General features: G+C 55.7%; 10 protein-coding genes and 1 pseudogene. 8 read left to right on the forward strand and 3 right to left on the reverse strand.

What is annotated here, in order from left to right; genetic code table 11:
- Window positions 1-328 precede the first annotated feature (328 nt).
- Together GGR27_RS09155 and GGR27_RS09160 are read left to right on the forward strand one after the other, a co-directional pair.
- Complete coding sequence (locus tag GGR27_RS09155) at window positions 329-964, forward strand: histidine phosphatase family protein (RefSeq protein ID WP_168037115.1); 636 nt, start codon at window positions 329-331, stop codon at window positions 962-964.
- A gap of 44 nt (window positions 965-1,008) precedes the next feature.
- Entirely contained in the window at window positions 1,009-1,755 is a 747-nt protein-coding gene (locus tag GGR27_RS09160) for a menaquinone biosynthetic enzyme MqnA/MqnD family protein (protein ID WP_320060344.1), read from the forward strand.
- An 84-nt stretch (window positions 1,756-1,839) separates the two neighbouring features.
- Here GGR27_RS09160 and GGR27_RS09165 read toward each other — a convergent pair whose 3' ends face one another.
- From GGR27_RS09165 to GGR27_RS09175, 3 genes are all read right to left on the reverse strand, one after another.
- On the reverse strand, window positions 1,840-2,817 hold the full coding sequence (locus tag GGR27_RS09165; protein WP_168037117.1) for a hypothetical protein: 978 nt from the start codon (window positions 2,815-2,817) through the stop codon (window positions 1,840-1,842).
- A 252-nt stretch (window positions 2,818-3,069) separates the two neighbouring features.
- Complete coding sequence (locus GGR27_RS09170; RefSeq protein WP_245184501.1) at window positions 3,070-5,466, reverse strand: outer membrane beta-barrel family protein; 2,397 nt, start codon at window positions 5,464-5,466, stop codon at window positions 3,070-3,072.
- A gap of 60 nt (window positions 5,467-5,526) precedes the next feature.
- Window positions 5,527-6,597, reverse strand: coding sequence for a zinc-binding metallopeptidase family protein (locus tag GGR27_RS09175; RefSeq protein ID WP_168037118.1), 1,071 nt, complete (start codon window positions 6,595-6,597; stop codon window positions 5,527-5,529).
- 233 nt (window positions 6,598-6,830) lie between these two features.
- Here GGR27_RS09175 and GGR27_RS09180 point away from each other — a divergent pair, with 233 nt between their 5' ends.
- From GGR27_RS09180 to GGR27_RS20575, 6 genes and pseudogenes are all read left to right on the forward strand, one after another.
- On the forward strand, window positions 6,831-7,499 hold the full coding sequence (locus tag GGR27_RS09180; RefSeq protein ID WP_168037119.1) for a DUF2064 domain-containing protein: 669 nt from the start codon (window positions 6,831-6,833) through the stop codon (window positions 7,497-7,499).
- A gap of 57 nt (window positions 7,500-7,556) precedes the next feature.
- Window positions 7,557-10,781, forward strand: coding sequence for a SusC/RagA family TonB-linked outer membrane protein (locus GGR27_RS09185; RefSeq protein ID WP_168037120.1), 3,225 nt, complete (start codon window positions 7,557-7,559; stop codon window positions 10,779-10,781).
- A 72-nt stretch (window positions 10,782-10,853) separates the two neighbouring features.
- Complete coding sequence (locus GGR27_RS09190) at window positions 10,854-12,293, forward strand: SusD/RagB family nutrient-binding outer membrane lipoprotein (protein ID WP_168037121.1); 1,440 nt, start codon at window positions 10,854-10,856, stop codon at window positions 12,291-12,293.
- Between the two features lie 325 nt (window positions 12,294-12,618).
- Window positions 12,619-13,932: an SLC5/6 family protein gene (locus tag GGR27_RS09195; protein WP_245184503.1), complete on the forward strand. Its 1,314-nt coding sequence runs from the start codon at window positions 12,619-12,621 to the stop codon at window positions 13,930-13,932.
- The gene (locus tag GGR27_RS09200) at window positions 13,932-14,273 is read left to right on the forward strand and encodes a tRNA-binding protein (RefSeq protein ID WP_168037122.1); all 342 of its coding nucleotides are present in this window, start codon (window positions 13,932-13,934) and stop codon (window positions 14,271-14,273) included. Before GGR27_RS09195 ends, GGR27_RS09200 begins: the two co-directional genes overlap by 1 nt.
- Before the next feature lie 710 nt (window positions 14,274-14,983).
- Window positions 14,984-15,262, forward strand: a pseudogene (locus GGR27_RS20575) (endonuclease domain-containing protein); the annotation flags it as partial.
- Window positions 15,263-15,727: the final 465 nt, after the last annotated feature.

Below are 15,727 nucleotides of genomic sequence, written 5' to 3' on the forward strand. Positions count from 1 at the left end.
CTGTCCCTTTAGCTACGCGGCTGCCTGCGGCGGTCCGGGGGGGAGGGATGATTGATTGTCGAGGGAATGTATGAATTACCTGTATTGGTGAGATATACTTGCACTCCAGTGGCATATTAAAGCTATTGTTTGAGTGCAATCTCACAATTTAGATGGACGCAGTCATCAAAATGAATAGGCTATTGAAGCCTCACCCCTACGCAACATGTTTCACCGCTCTACCTTCGGACCTCCATAGGAAGCAGCGAAGCTAAAGGGGCCGGGGGAGAGGATTATAAAAAGTCACCTAGATTCAAGCATAACCTTACCCACCAAAAACCCCAAAGAAATGCCAAAAACCGTCTACGTAGTCCGCCACGGGCAAACCGATTTCAACCTGAAAAAGATAGTCCAGGGTAGTGGCGTAGACTCCAGCCTCAACGATACCGGACGCGACCAAGGTAGCCGGTTGTTCGAGAAATACCGGGAAGTACCATTCGAAGTAGTCCTCACCAGTGCCCTCAAACGTACGTGGGAGACCGTCGCTGGTTTCATCGAAGCTGGCATCCCCCACGAAAAGCACTCCGAAATCAACGAGATGAGCTGGGGCACCCACGAGGGCAAGAAGGGAACGCCGGAAAGCATCGCCGAGTACCAGATGATTAAGGACGGTTGGGGAGAAGGGCGCATCGACGGCCGCATCGGTGGGGGAGAGAGCGCCCAGGAGATGGGCGTCCGCCTGCAAAAGTTTATCGATACGTTGCCGGAACGCGAAGAAGACCTGCTGCTTATTTGCAGCCACGGCCGCGCCATGTGTGGACTGGTTACGCTCATGATGGGGCGCAAGATCGACCGCATGAACGAACTCATTCACTCTAACACCGGCGTCTGGCGCGCGACCTTGCAGCCCGACGGGACCTGGGCGTTCGACCTAAAGAATGACCGAACCCACTTACCGGAGGTGCAACGCGAGGAAAAATGGTAGAACTACAAAAAAGGCCCGGGCACCAAAAATCCAGTGCAACAAAAGTGAAGCACCGGCTAGTAGCCGTCAGCTACCTCAACACCAAGCCGTTACTGTACGGCCTTTTACGGTCGAATATTCAGGAAGAGCTGGAGATGGACTTAGCCATCCCCAGCGAGTGCGCCCGCAGGCTGGTGGCGGAAGAGGCGGATATCGCGCTCGTCCCGGTGGCCGTCATTCCCGAATTGCCCGAGGCCCACATCATCAGTGACTACTGCATCGGTACGACGGGCAAGGTGGCGACCGTCTGTATTTACGGAGACGTGCCCCTGCGGGAGATGACGAGCATCTACCTCGATCACCACAGCCGTACCTCGGTCATGCTTACCCGCCTGCTGCTGGAAGAATACTGGCGGCACGATGTACAGTTTCTGGACGCCGAAGAAGGTTACATCGACCGGATCGGCGGCACCGTGGGTGGGTTGGTCATTGGTGACCGGACGATCGGCCTGGACCGTCGCTTCGCGCACGTATATGACCTTGGCGAAGCTTGGAAGACACACACGGGCTTGCCCTTCGTGTTTGCCGCCTGGGTATCCCGCAAACCACTTGGCGCCGACTTCATCAGGCGTTTCAACGATGCCCTGGGGGAAGGCCTGGCGCACTTGCCGGAGTTGCAGTTGCTGCTGTCCTCTCCCGACCCCGCCTTTAGCCTAACGGAATATTTTACCCACTACATCGACTACGACCTCGACGACGGGAAGCGTGCAGCGATGGCGCGGTTTCTCCAATTCGTCAAGAAAAATGGTTAGCCGCGTGCGGTTTGTAGACCAAATGAAAATCCCCCGTCGGCGGTAACCGGCGGGAGATTTTTTTTGGTGTCGAATGCGGGAAGACTACCAGTCCAAATTATCGTTTTCGTAGGAAAACTTGGAGCCGATGTTAACCTTCTCCCGGTAATCCCGTAGCATTTGGGCGTGGACCTCATCATTTGCCTTCTGACCGTTCACCTTCAACGACTTGTGCGTGAACTCGAAGGAACGAATCAGGCCGGGTTCGATGATGCCTTCCGCGCGGAGATTCTCCAGGTACTCCCTGAAATTAAAGCCATTCATGGTAAACTTAGCTGCTTCCTCGGTGGCTTCCAGTCTTTCCTCCGCGGCGGTTTTGCGGCGCTCCATCTGTTCGATCATGGTGCTCAGGTCATCGATTTCTTCCTCGGCCGTCCGGGCGCGGCCCTCTTTTTCACGGATCATTTCTTCCAGGTCGAAGGTCTGCTCGTTGAGGCGTAAGCCATTAGGATTGGCGCGGAGCATGGAGTCGAGGTTGAATTCGAAGGCTCTACTGTTATTACCATCGAAATCGAAGCGGAAAACACCACCTTCTTTGTCAAACTCAAACATTTTTTCGAAGCGTTCCGCCATGCGTTCGCCCATCTGCTCCCACTGTTCGCCCTGCTCTTCGAAGTAGCGTTCGAGGTGCTCGTTCTGTAGGTCGATCCCGTTCATGTCGCGGATAATGTCGAAAGTGAAATTGTCGGACTGCTTGCGGGTAGCCGGGCCGCCGCCCAGCATGCTTTCGACGTCACCGCGGTGCTGGTCGTATTCGCTTTCCGGGATTTCTTTACCGTCGACTTTTAGCATCACGATCTCACCATCCTCGACGATGAACTCGGTGGAGGCACCGTTGCGGAAGGAGCTCACCTGGTGGCGGCCGTGGGGTAGGCTATCCTGAACGCCGGTGGGCGCGGTCCCGATAGCTATCGGGAGTGCCAATGTGAGGGGGGAAGGAGCAAGGGTGGGATTCGCACTGAGGCTCGATCCGCAAAAAAGGAAGAGCCCGCAGGCTAGAAAAGTAGAAAATGGGTGTTTCATACGTAGGTGGTTAAATTGGTTTCGTGACGGCGGCCCCGTGGACCGACATCTACAAAGACGGGTTAATTCAGAGATCGTTGCACGGCTAAGTAAAGTTAGTGCGGAATTTTCTTGAATTCTCGTACAATAACGTTGGGGCTACCAAAACCTTGCTTACCCAAATATTCCTTGCACCCGCGACCGCGCATAAATCTAAGCGACGCCTTGAGAAGTAGTGAGAATGTACAACCGATCCGTTGCCTTGATACCATATTACCCCCGCTCACCGTCGGGCCGCTCCGTACGCTTGGCCTGGTTCAAGCGGTAGACGAAGCCAAGCGTGACCGACTGCGCGCGCCGCCACTGAAAATCCGACGTGCTTTTGTAATTGGGGAGGTCGATAACGCTCCGGCGGATGCGCGTATTAAATATATCCCGACCGCTGAGCGTCAGCGTACCCTTGCCGGCCAGCACGTCGAGCGAGCCACCCACGTCGAAGGAGTAGACCCCCAGGTCGCGCCCCTGAGGCGTATTCTGCGGCGCGTCGTAGTCGAAAGTTACCTGTGTCTGTAGCTTATCCGTAACGTCGAATTTGTTGGCCGCCCGCGCGCTCCAGGCGGTGATGTCGGCACTATAATCGGTTTCCAGGTAACGCCCTTCGACCTTGGCTTGGTAAAGGTTTCCGTCTGCGGAAAATTTCCACCAGGGAAGCAAATCATAGTTAAAGTTTAGTTCCAGCCCGTAAGCATCGCGCGACCCGAGGTTGACCGGAAAACGGATGGTCGTCCCGTCATCGGCCGGGAGGATCAACCGCTGGATTACGCCGGTCGTGCGGCGGTAATAAATGCTGGCGAGAACGGAGCCGGCGGGTAGGTACTTGAGCAGGCCGCCCTCGTAAGAATCCGTGTATTCCGGCCGTAGGGTAGGGTTGCCCAGGCTGTTATTGCGCGTATCGTTGAAATTAGAGAAGGGGAGGAGTAAGCGGAAATACGGCCGACTCAAACGCCGACTGTAGCTCAACTGGAACTGATTAGTCTCCGAAATCTGGTACGTAAAAGCCGCGCTGGGGAACAGGTTAAAATAAAATTGCTTATTCGAGTCGTCCGTTTTCAGCAGCGTCGCCCGCACGTCGGAGTATTCGCCCCGCAAACCGAGTTGCACGCCCGTCCGCCCGAACTCACCGCTGGCGATGAAGTAGCCGGCAGAAATATTCTCCTGGTAATCCAGCTCGTTGTCGAAGTTGTTGACGACGGTCAAATTCTCCGGGTTCAGGCCTTCCCGCACCTGAAACGCGTTCTCGATCGTCCGGAAAGTAGCCCGCAGACCGCCTTCGATCTTGATGCTGTCGTTGAAGGGGTGGACGTAGTCGGTTTGCAGCAAGAAATTGGTTTCGTATTCCGTGTTACTGCTTTTTTGGAATAGCGGATTTTGCTCCCCAACGACGGTTTCCGTGATGTCGCTCAGCTCCAGGTCATCGTCGAGGATGTACTGCATGACGGCCGTCCACTCCCGGTCTTTCCGGTCGAACGTGCGCTTGAAATCAAGGCTCGCTTCCAGGTTCTGGTTGCCGGAATCTTCGACGACGTCGCGCACGGTTTCGGAGAGTAGTTCGCGCCCGGCGTTAAAGTCGCGGTAGGTGACGTCGGTTAGGTTATTGTCTTCACTCTTCCGGTAGAGCAGGTAACCGGTGAGTTGCGTCTGGTCGTTGATGAACCAGTCCGTGCCGAGTTGGAAATTGCCACCGATGCCGCCGCGATCTTGGTCGGTGACGCTTTCGTAGAACTGTCGCAAACTACCGTCCCCGTCCAAAAACCGCTGCTCGTTGGTGCCGCCACCGGGCGCGCGGCGGTAGCTGATGCCGAAGTTAGAAAACAAATTAAAGTCATTACGGCGGTAGTTGAGGTTATAGCTGGCACCGAAGTTTTCGGGGTAGCCGGCGTTGAGCCCAAAAGATCCGTTGACACCCTTCTTCTTGTTTTTCTTGAGAATGATGTTGATGATCCCCGCCTCCCCTTCTGCTTCGTAACGCGCGCTGGGGTTAGTAATCACTTCGACGGACTCGATGATGTCACCCTGCATCCGCCGCAGTGCGTCGATGTCGCCGGAGCTCAGCATGGCCGATGGCTTTCCGTCGACCAGAATCCGTACCCCGGTGCCACCCCGCAGCGACACGTTGCCCTCCGGGTCGACGTTGACCGACGGCACATTGTTGAGGATGTCCGCCGCCGTGCTGCCACTGCCGGTCAGGTCTTTGGCCACGTTAAATACCCGTTTGTCGAGCTTCATCACCATTTGGCTCCGCTCCGCTTCTACCGTGACGGTTTCGAGCGCGACGCTGCTCTGGCCCATCACGATGGTGCCAATGTCCTGCGCTCCGGTCAGCGTGATCCCGGGTAATGACTTGTTGTCGTACCCAAGAAACTGAAATACCAAATAGTAATCACCCGCCGTGAGGGGAAGGGTAAATTGCCCATCCAGATCCGTAGTGGTGTTGGCCACCATGCTGCTGTCCGCCCGATCGTAGGCAATCGCCGTTGCGAAAGGGAGCGCACTGCCGTCGCTGGCCTGAGTAAGCGTACCGGTGAGGTCATAATTCTGCGCCGCAAGGTGAGGCGTTAGACCGCCAGCGGTGGTGACGAGCAGCAATAAAATTTGGGTAGATAGTCTCAAGCGCGCTTTTCGCGCCTAACGCGACCGGTAAGACATTGTTGCGGATTCAACCACTTTCGTTTACCAAACGCCCTGGACCTGGCTCTGCCGGAGGAGTTCGTGCACGTAAACGAGTTTTTTTCGTACGGATTGATTGATCACGAAAGGGTACAGATCTTTACGGCCCATCCCCCGGTTGAGGGTGTTAACGGCGAGGGTCAGCGGGATGCAAGCGTTGATGATGCGGTTAAAGTCGGTCTCCTCGTAAGGGTCGAAAGTGGCGTGCATGGTCATCATACCGTCCGGGACAAGCGCCGGGTCGGTGCGCATCCCGAAGGCATTGGCCGTCTCCAGCATGTCGAGCAGGTGTAAATAATGCGCCCAAGTTTCCGCCCAATCTTCCCAGGCATGGGTCGTGGCGTATTCGCTGATGTAGTTGTCGCGCCAGTTAGGGGGTGATCCATTGCGGTAGTGCTTTTCCAATGCGGCCTGGTAGTCTTCGCGGTCATCACCGAAAAGCTCGCGAAAGCCGGCCAGCGCGGCGGGGTTTTCGGACACGAGCACGTCCCAGTAATAGTGCCCAACCTCGTGGCGGAAGTGGCCGATCAGCGTGCGGTACCGCTCTTGCATTTGGATGCGGGTCGCTTCGCGGTGGACGGAGTTTGCCTCGTTGGTGTTGATGGTAATCAGGCCGGAGTCGTGGCCGGTCATAACGGGCTCGGTGGCGTCGTCTTCGGACAGGAAGTCGAACGCCAGGGGTAATCGCTTGCCGCCCATCTGGCTTTCCAGCGGAAGCTTGAGGCGACGCAGGGCGTAAACGAGCCGGTGTTTGGCTCTTTCCAGCTTGCGCCACTCTGGTAAGTGGCTGGGATCGGATAGGTTAGGAATAACGTTGTTGAGGTCGCAGGATTCACACAGGTTTTCCTTTCGTTCCGTAGGTAGTAACCAATTACATACACCGTGCTGGTGGTTGGCGCAATAACGCAGTCCGGCGGTTGCCGACGCGGGCGCGTCCCACACCGTGCCCCCGGGTGAAAGCGCGATCATCTCGTCGGTTTCGGGCAGGTAGCCGAGCCAGCTCTTGCATCTTTCGCAGGATGTATTGGCAAAATAGACGGGGTGCTGGCAGTTGCCGCACTGGTAAATCTTCATGGGGAAAGTTGTTGGATGGTAACGACTTCGTGGCGGTAGGTGTTCTGGATCCGGCCGTCAGTTACGCTTTCCGGACGACTTATTTCAGCGTCCTATTTCCGGGCGCGCCACGACACTCCACAATCCACCCTCACCAAGGAACGCGCCCGCATCCCGCTTTGTCGCTATCCGCCCGAAACCGTCCTTGCCGGAACCCCGTAACTAATTATTCGCCACCTTTGCGGCACCTACTAATGACGACCAATCACCCTACCGCCATTCTGCTGTTCAGCCGCACCGCTGAAGCCGAAGCCCAAGCCAAAAGTTTCGGGGCCGGCGCGGTCGGTGATGTACGCATTGCGACCGAACTCATCCGGTGTACGGAGCGGATGCTTAACCGCGCCGGGCTTCCGGTAATCCGGGCGGATGAATCGCGGCAACGCGGCCGAGATTTCGGGACGCGGCTAGCTACGGCAATGACGGAAGCGTTTGCGCTGGGTTACGAGAACCTACTGGTCGTCGGTAACGATGCGCCCGACTTAACGGTCGGCCATTTGCAACGGGCTTCGCAGTCTCTGGCGGCGGGAGTGAACGTTGTCGTGCCGGACCGCCGTGGGGGCATTGCCCTGCTCGGTATTTGCCGGGAAGATTTTGCTCCGGCGGCCCTGACGAGTCTGGCGTGGGAGACGGATGCCCTGCGGGAGGAACTACTTCAAATAATACCTAACGCCCAGCTGATGTCGGCCGTGCGCGATATCAATGCACTAGCCGATTTGCGTCTGGAATGGTCGCGCCTACGCTCGCGGCTCGGCCGTTTGGCTCATCTCTTGGTAGAGAACATCCTGGTATTTGCGGGGCGTTCCGCGACACCGGCAAGGTTGTTGCTTTCCACGGTGGTTCGCGGTCCGCCGGTCTGGCGCTAGCCGAGTCTTCACGACGCTGATTTCAAGCGTTCTTTCCCCAAAGATAATTTCTTATTTATGCTACACATTCGCTTGTGGGCCACGCTTGGTGGTCTGCTGCTGACGGTCGCGTTGGCGGCCCAAACCGTGGTCAACGGTCGTGTTTCCAGTGGTGGTGAAGCACTCATCGGTGCGTTCATTTTTCTGGAATCCGATCGTTCCGTTGGTACGACTACCGATCTCGGAGGCAACTTTTCCATCTCCGTGCCGACCTTGCCGGACGTGCTGCAAGTTTCTTACACGGGTTACGAGAACACGCGCGTGGAGTTGGGCGCGGACGCGGGTGCCAGGTTTTTACAAATAGATATCCTCGAAGGCTTGGCCCTCGGCGAAATTGTCGTGACCGCCCTCGGGCTGGAGCGCGATAACCGGGAGCTGGGCTACGCCGTCCAGCAAGTTTCCGGAGCCGACCTGGTCGACGTGCAGGCCGTCAACTTCCTCGATAACCTGGCCGGGCAAGTAGCCGGTCTTCAAGTAACGGCGGGCGCCACGGGCGTCGGCTCCACGAGCCAGATCGTTATTCGTGGACAGTCGAGTTTTACGAACAATAATCCACTCTTCATCGTCGACGGTACGCCGATCAACAACAATACCATCATTAACCTGACGAACGAAGCCGCCGCCGGCTTTCAGGAAGTCGATTTCGGAAACGGTGCAATGGAAGTTAATCCGGCCGACATTGAATCGGTGAGTGTGCTCAAAGGTGCTTCCGCAGCGGCTTTGTACGGCACCCGGGCGGCGAACGGGGTGATCGTCATTACGACTAAGTCAGGCTCCAAGAAAAAGGGACTGGGTATTAGTTTTAATTCCAATTTTACGGTTGATAGCCCGTTCCAACTTCCCGAATTCCAGAACGAGTTCGGTTGGGGCAGTGGCGGCCAGATCGAGTACACCGATGGCCGGACGGGCTCCAACAACATCACGCGCAGCTACGGACCGCGTACGGACGGCCGCCTCATCCGTCAGTTCGACAGCCCGGTCACCTTGCCGGACGGGACGGTAGTCCGCGGCGCCGACCTCGCCCTGCGTGGCGATGCGGAGATCACGCCGACTCCTTTCGTCGCCCAGCCCGATAACGTAAAGGACTTTTACGAAACCGGCACGACCAACATCAACAGTCTCGCGATCAGCGGCGGGAATGAGTTTGGTGATTTCCGGTTGTCCCTCGCCGATCTTCGGAGTAAATCCTACATTCCCGGCGTTAACCTGAAGCGGAAGAACGTCAGCGGTAAGTTTCGTTTCCGCCCGTCGGATGAGCTATCGATCAACGCTAACATCAACTACGTCAACAGTAACTCCGATAACCGCCCGGCGGCGGGCTACGGCTCCGAAAATATCGGTTACAGCCTCGTGGCCTGGTACCCCCGCAGCACGAATACCGAATCCCTGCGCGACTACTGGCAACCGGGCCTCGAAGGCCTTCAGCAGTTCAACTTCAACTACAGCTTTTTCGATAATCCCTTCTTCATCCTCGAAGAAAACCGCAATAGCTTCAACCGCGACCGCTTGTTCGGCAACGTCAGCGCCAGCCTGGAGATCGCTCCAACCCTTAAAGCGACGATCCGCACGGGAATGGACTACAGCAACGAAAACCGCGAGTTCCGGCGCAACTTCAGTTCGAACCGTTTCCAGAGTGGAGGCTACGCCACCAACGACGTGTTTTATCGGGAAATCAATACCGACTTCCTGCTCGATTACAATCCCGAAATCGTTGGCAACTTCAGCCTTAACCTGATTGGTGGAGCCAACCGCCTAAGCCAGGATGCATCAAACACCCAGGCTCAGGCTTTGAATCTAGCGCAACCGGGGGTGTTCCGCCTCAGCAACGCCGCCAATCCGGTCGAGATCTTTGACCAGACGGCGGAAAAGAGAATCAACAGCATATATGGTCTTGCCAAGTTCGGCTACAAAGACTATCTCTACCTGGACGTGACCGGCCGTAACGACTGGTCAAGTGCCCTCGCCACGCCGACGAACGCTGATAATACCAGCTTTTTCTACCCTTCCGTAAGCCTGAGCTTCCTGGCTGACCGAGTGCTGGCGCTACCTGAGGCCGTAAGTTTCCTACAGTTCCGGGCCAACTGGGCGCAGGTCGGTAACGATACCGATCCCTTTCGGACCAGCTCCACCTTCGTGGCCCAGACGCCCTTCGGCGGCCAACCTACTTTCAGTGAGCAGGCCGTGCTGGCCGCGCCGAACCTCGTCCCTGAGCAAACGACATCTGCTGAGTTTGGTGTCGACGTCCGATTATTTGACGACCGTATCGGCCTCGATCTGACCTACTACAATCAGACGACTAAGAATCAAATTCTGAGCCTGCCTACCCCGATCAGTTCCGGCTTTCGCCAGGAGATCGTCAACGGTGGGCAGGTTAGCGCAACCGGGTTTGAAGCCGTACTCAGCGCGACACCGGTGTATAATGATAAATTCCGCTGGTCTACCCGCCTCAACTTCAGCACCAATAAAGCCGTGGTCGACGAACTACCTGAAGGCACCGAGCGGTTTACGCTGGCCTTCAGCCGGGTGTACAACTCCGTGAACCAGACCGTCTTTGTGATCGCCACGGAAGGTGGTGAGATCGGTGACCTGTGGGGGACGGGCTTTCTGCGTAATGACGACGGCGAGTACATCCTCAACGGTGACGGCGGTTTCATCGCGGATAACAACCTGAAAAAGCTGGGTAATTCCAACCCGGATTTCATTCTCGGCTTCCAGAATAATTTTAGCTACAAAAACTTCAACCTCGGTGTCCTCCTCGATTGGCGGCAGGGTGGGGAGTTGGTGTCACGGACGCTGGCCCTCGCGGCGGGTGCCGGCCAGACCATCGAGACGCTGGATCGTCCGGAAGGAGGTTTTGTGATTCCTGGCGTCGTCAACACCGGCACCGAGGAAGCGCCCAACTTTACGCCCAACACCACGGCCATTTCCGCGGAAGACTACTACAAAAGCTTCTACGACCGAAACCACGAAGAGCACAATATCTACGATGCCAGCTACCTGAAAATCCGGGAAGTGGCGCTGACGTACCGCTTTTCCGATGCCCAACTAGCCAGCGGTGTTTTGAGTGGACTGGGTAGCCTTTCCCTGAGCCTTATCGGCCGGAACCTGTATGCTTTTTCCGAGATTCCTCATTTCGACCCGGAGCAATTCGCCATTCAGGGGCAGAACCTGGTGGGCGGCGTAGAGGATATTTCTTATCCGACGGCTAGATCGGTCGGGTTCAGTATTGGTGTAGAGTTTTAAACAGCCTGGAATCAAGCACACACGCTTCATGAACTGAGGTCCTGTTTAGCTGCTGACCTAAAGAAAATAATAATGAAACATATACTATCAGTTTTGGTAATCCTTGGACTTTTCACGGGTTGTACCGAGGATTTTGCGGAGATTAACACCAACCCCAACGGACCAGTGACCGTGCAGCCTGATTTGCTGTTCCGGCAGGTCATTTACGGGTTCGGTAATGACATGGGCCGGGAAGGCTTTGCCGGCGGCGCGTTGCTGAGTCAGCATTTCGCGATGACGGATTTTAACCTATTCGACCGCCACGCACTGAGCTCGCCACAAGAGGGTGGAGACCCCTGGCCTATTTTGTACACCGCGCTACGGGATAACGAGACGGTGTTGGAAATCAGCCGTGCGAACCCTACCGCGGCCGCCTACGAAGGCCCGGCTCTAGTCATGAAGGCTTACCTGGCGATGAACCTGACGGATATTTTTGGTGACGTACCCTACTTCGAAGCCTTCAGTGCCCGTACTAATCAGGTGACTAAGCCTGCGTACGATGCGCAAGAGCGTATCTACACGGAAGCCGGCGGCATCCTGGATAATCTGACCACAGCCGTAGAAGTGATGGACGCCGACGCCGGCTCCTTTCCACTCGGTGGTGACTTGTTGTTTGGTGGTGACCTGGAGGGGTGGATCCGATTTGCGAATAGTCTACGGATCAAGGCGCTAATTCGCATCTCAGCGCGTCGCGCGCCGGGGCAGGAATTACAGGATATTGTGAACGACGGCCGGTTCATCAAGAATGGCACGCAGGACGCTACGTTTGATTTTGCCGCTTCCCCACCCAACAGTTTTCCGATCGCGGAAGAGCGAGCGGGCATTTTCAACGTCTTCCTAATGTCCAGAACGGCGGAGCGAGTATATAACGCCCTAAATGACCCTCGCACCGGAACTATTTACCGGTCTACGCAACCGTTCCTAGGTTTTGCCGGCATTCAGAACGGCATCATTGGCGGAGCGGCCGTTCCCGTCGATACGTTCGCCCGACCCGGTTTGGTGTGGCGGGAAAACAGCCAGGACCTAGACTTCAACTACCTAACCGCCTGGGAAACGGACTTCCTGCTCGCCGAAGCCGTGTTGAAAGGTTTCGTAAACGATACCGATGGAAGTGCCGAACGGTACTACAACGGCGGCATTCGCAAGGCATTCGCCTACTGGCTGACGGACTTGCCGGAATCTTACGTATCCACCGGCCCCGCAGCTTACGACCCCGATCGCGCCCTGGAACAGATCATCACCCAAAAGTGGATCGCCAGCACGGCAAACGTCTACGAAGGATGGAACGAATGGCGCCGCACGGGTTTCCCCGCATTACTGCCCGTTGCCGAGAGCTTGAACAATAATATGATCCCGGTACGGATGCCTTACCCCAGCGAAGAGCAAGCGTTGAATTTTGAGAACTATTCTTCCGCGGCGGCCGCTACGGACGATAACTCGATTAATACTAAGGTTTGGTGGGATGGAGAGTAGGCCATTAGGCGGTAGGAATGTACGTGGTAGGAAGAATTAGGCGGTAGGCTAGTAGGTGGTAGGCGATAGACTCCCGAAATTTACCGCCTACCGCCTACCGCCTACCGCCTACCGCCTACCGCCTACCGCCTACCGCCTACCGCCTAAAATATATTTCAATCAAATCAATCACCAAAAATAAATATCCCCCAAAATTACCCTAGACCTCCCTACCCTCCAATGGCTCCTAGTAATCGGAAGCAGCCTGGCGCTCTTCGCGGTAGCACCCTTCGCCCGGACGGCAGCGGAGTTCTTCGGCGGACGTAAAGCGGATAAGGCGCCACGGATGGCGGCGTTGATTAGTAGTCTGGTGATTAGTTGGTTGTTTGCGAAGTCGATTACGAACGGCGCCAATTTGGGGCTAGAGTTTGGACTGGTCGGGGGCGTGGCGTACGCAGCGTATTACCTAAGTTTTGCGGTGGCCGGCTGGGTGATCTACCGAATGCGCACAGTTGGTGGCTATGCTTCGATTCATCACTTTCTGTCGAGTAAATTCGGGCGGGGGGCAATGGTATTGTTTTCTTTGCTGATCTGTTTTCGATTATTTAATGAAGTATGGTCAAATACGCTGGTCATTGGTAGTTATTTCGGCGGGGTGGGGGACACGGCTTATTACGTTTCCATCGTGGTGTTTACATTGCTGACCCTGGCGTACAGCCTGAAGGGCGGGATGTCGTCGAGCATTCTGACGGACGTGATTCAAATGATTTTATTCGGGGTATTGCTGATGGTGATTCTCGGGGCTATTTTACCACGTGTGGACTACGACGTAGCACCGATTCTTAGCACCGGAGAATGGACGATGGCCACGGGTGGAAATTTACTGTTGGTCGCCATCTTACAGAGTTTCAGTTACCCTTTTCACGATCCGGTGCTGACCGACCGGGGATTTCTGAGCGATCCGAAAACAACCCTACGCGCCTTCCTCTGGGCTACGCCAATCGGGTTTATTTGCATATTGTTATTCAGCGTTGTGGGTATGTACGGACAGCTGGCGGGTGTTACCGGGCAGGCACCGGTGGAGGTGGCTAAATTATTGGGTGGGCCGATCTTGTTGGTAATGAATTTTATTATGATTACCTCGGCGGCGAGTACACTAGATTCTACGTTTACTAGCTTCTCTAAGTTGGCGGTGGTGGACTTAAGGGTAGGGGCGAGGTCGCGGGTGCAAAGTTTAGACGGCGAGGCTAAAATACTGACGTCGTCAAAATTAAATCCATCCGTTTATCTAGGGAGACTAGCGATGGTAACGATCGTGATCCTCGGAACGATTCCGGTATTTCTGGACCCGGCTATTCTGTCGGCGACGACGGTTTCCGGAGCAATGGTATTCGGCTTGGCCCCAGTGTTCTGTTTGTGGCGTTTAAGTGTGCCGAGCCTCAGTTTCTATCTCTCCGTGGGCTTCGGTCTGCTCTGCGGCTTATTCTACGCGTTAGGTCTTTGGCCGACATCCTGGGCGATTACCGGGGGAAAGTACGCCGATTTGTTGTCCGTTAGCCTGGTTGAGTTTGTTGGGTGTTTTGTGCTGTACCTGGTACCCTTGCTCTTCCGAACATCCACTGCATCTACGTCCGCGCCCACTAATATAAACCCTTTCTAATGACCGAAAGAAACCTGACCTGGAAGGAATTCGAACGCGTTGAAATGCGCGTGGGCACCGTGATGGACGCTGTGCCCTTCCCCGAAGCGCGCAACCCCAGCTACCAATTGCGCATTGACTTCGGACCGGAGATCGGCGAACGCAAAACTTCGGCCCAAATCACCGCTAACTACCAAGCGAAAGAACTCATTGGCCGCCAAGTCGTGGCCGTCCTCAACTTCCCGCCCAAACAGATTGCTAACATGATGAGTGAATGCTTGATACTTGGTGGCGTGGAAGGCAAATCAGTCACGCTACTTCGGCCAGATATCGCCGTAGCAAACGGAACCAAAATAGGCTAATGCACGTACCCAGCACCACTCAGGACCTCGGCACCCTCACCGGCCCCCTCCTGATTTTCGGCGGCGCTTACTCCAATTTTCAGGCCCTCGTGGCCCTGAAGGCCGAAGCCGATCGTCTGGGTATCCCACCCCAAAATATTATTTGCACCGGTGACACCCCCGGCTACTGCGCCGACCCCGAAGCCACGCTCGACCTCGTCGAAGCCTGGGGCATCCACGCCATCGCCGGCAACGTAGAAACGAACCTCGTCAACGGTACGGACGACTGCGGTTGCGGCTTCGGCGACGGCTCGCGCTGCGACATGTTTGCTAAGTTATGGTATACCTACGCCGCCAAAAATGTAAGCCCGCGCAACATTCAATACATGGCTGCGCTGCCGGATTTTTTAAGGTTTACTTATGCGGGTAAGCAGGTGGTTGTGCTGCACGGTTCGCCGCGCAATCAATCGGAGTTTGTCTGGGCCAGTACGGACGCGGAATTGAAACGGCAGTTTTGCGCGGACGTGGATGCGGAGGTTTTGGTGGGGGGGCATTGTGGGTTGCCTTTTTTGGAGGAGTTGGGTTTGCCTGCTTCGATAGCCCTCTCCCCCGGCCCCTCTCCGGGGGAGAGGGGAGAAACCTCATCAGTTGTCGAAATAGGTCAGCGAACTGATGTTTATTGGGAGTTGCCGAAGGATCAGGCGCGTACGGTGCTTGGTTATGCTAAGGAAATGCGAAAGAATTCTACAAAAGCAGAAGCACTACTTTGGAATGAGTTGAGAGCAAAGAAGACCGGACACAAAATTGTTAGGCAAAAGCCAATGGGTGGTGCCATCCCCGATTTTGTCTGTTTGCAGAAGCGGGTTATCATCGAGGTTGACGGGGGCTATCATCAGGAGCCTGAAGTGATCTGGTCAGATGAAGTTCGCACTGGTAAGTTTGCTGACGTTGGTTATGAAGTACTGAGATTTGCTAACGAAGAGATTATCCGTTCGCCAGCATTGGTCGCTAAAACGATTAAGGGTATTCTTGACGAGGCTACCCCACGGCCATATCCATTTCCTTCTGAAAACTACCGCCCTACCAATCAATTCACTGGATCTAGTCCACCACCCCTACCCAGTCGAATCATTCCCCCCCTCGACGTCACTTCCTCCCTCTCCCCCGGAGAGGGCCCAGGGGAAAGGGCTACCCAACAGAATTCCCTAATCTACCTAAATCCAGGAGTGATCGGCATGCCAGCCAACGACGCCACCCCAAGAACCTGGTACACCCTCCTCGACGACAAAAACAACCTAAAAATAACCTTCCACCCCCTAACCTACGACCACCGAGCCGCCAAAGCCCGTATGTTGGACGACCGCCGCCTCCCCGTCTCCTACGCCGCCACCCTCACCACCGGTATTTGGGACAACACCGAGATCATGCCCGCCGCAGAAGCCAACCGAGAGGGAATACCGATTGTGGCCTCAGAC

Source organism: Neolewinella antarctica, from assembly GCF_011927835.1.
Taxonomy (GTDB): Bacteria; Bacteroidota; Bacteroidia; order Chitinophagales; family Saprospiraceae; genus Neolewinella; species Neolewinella antarctica.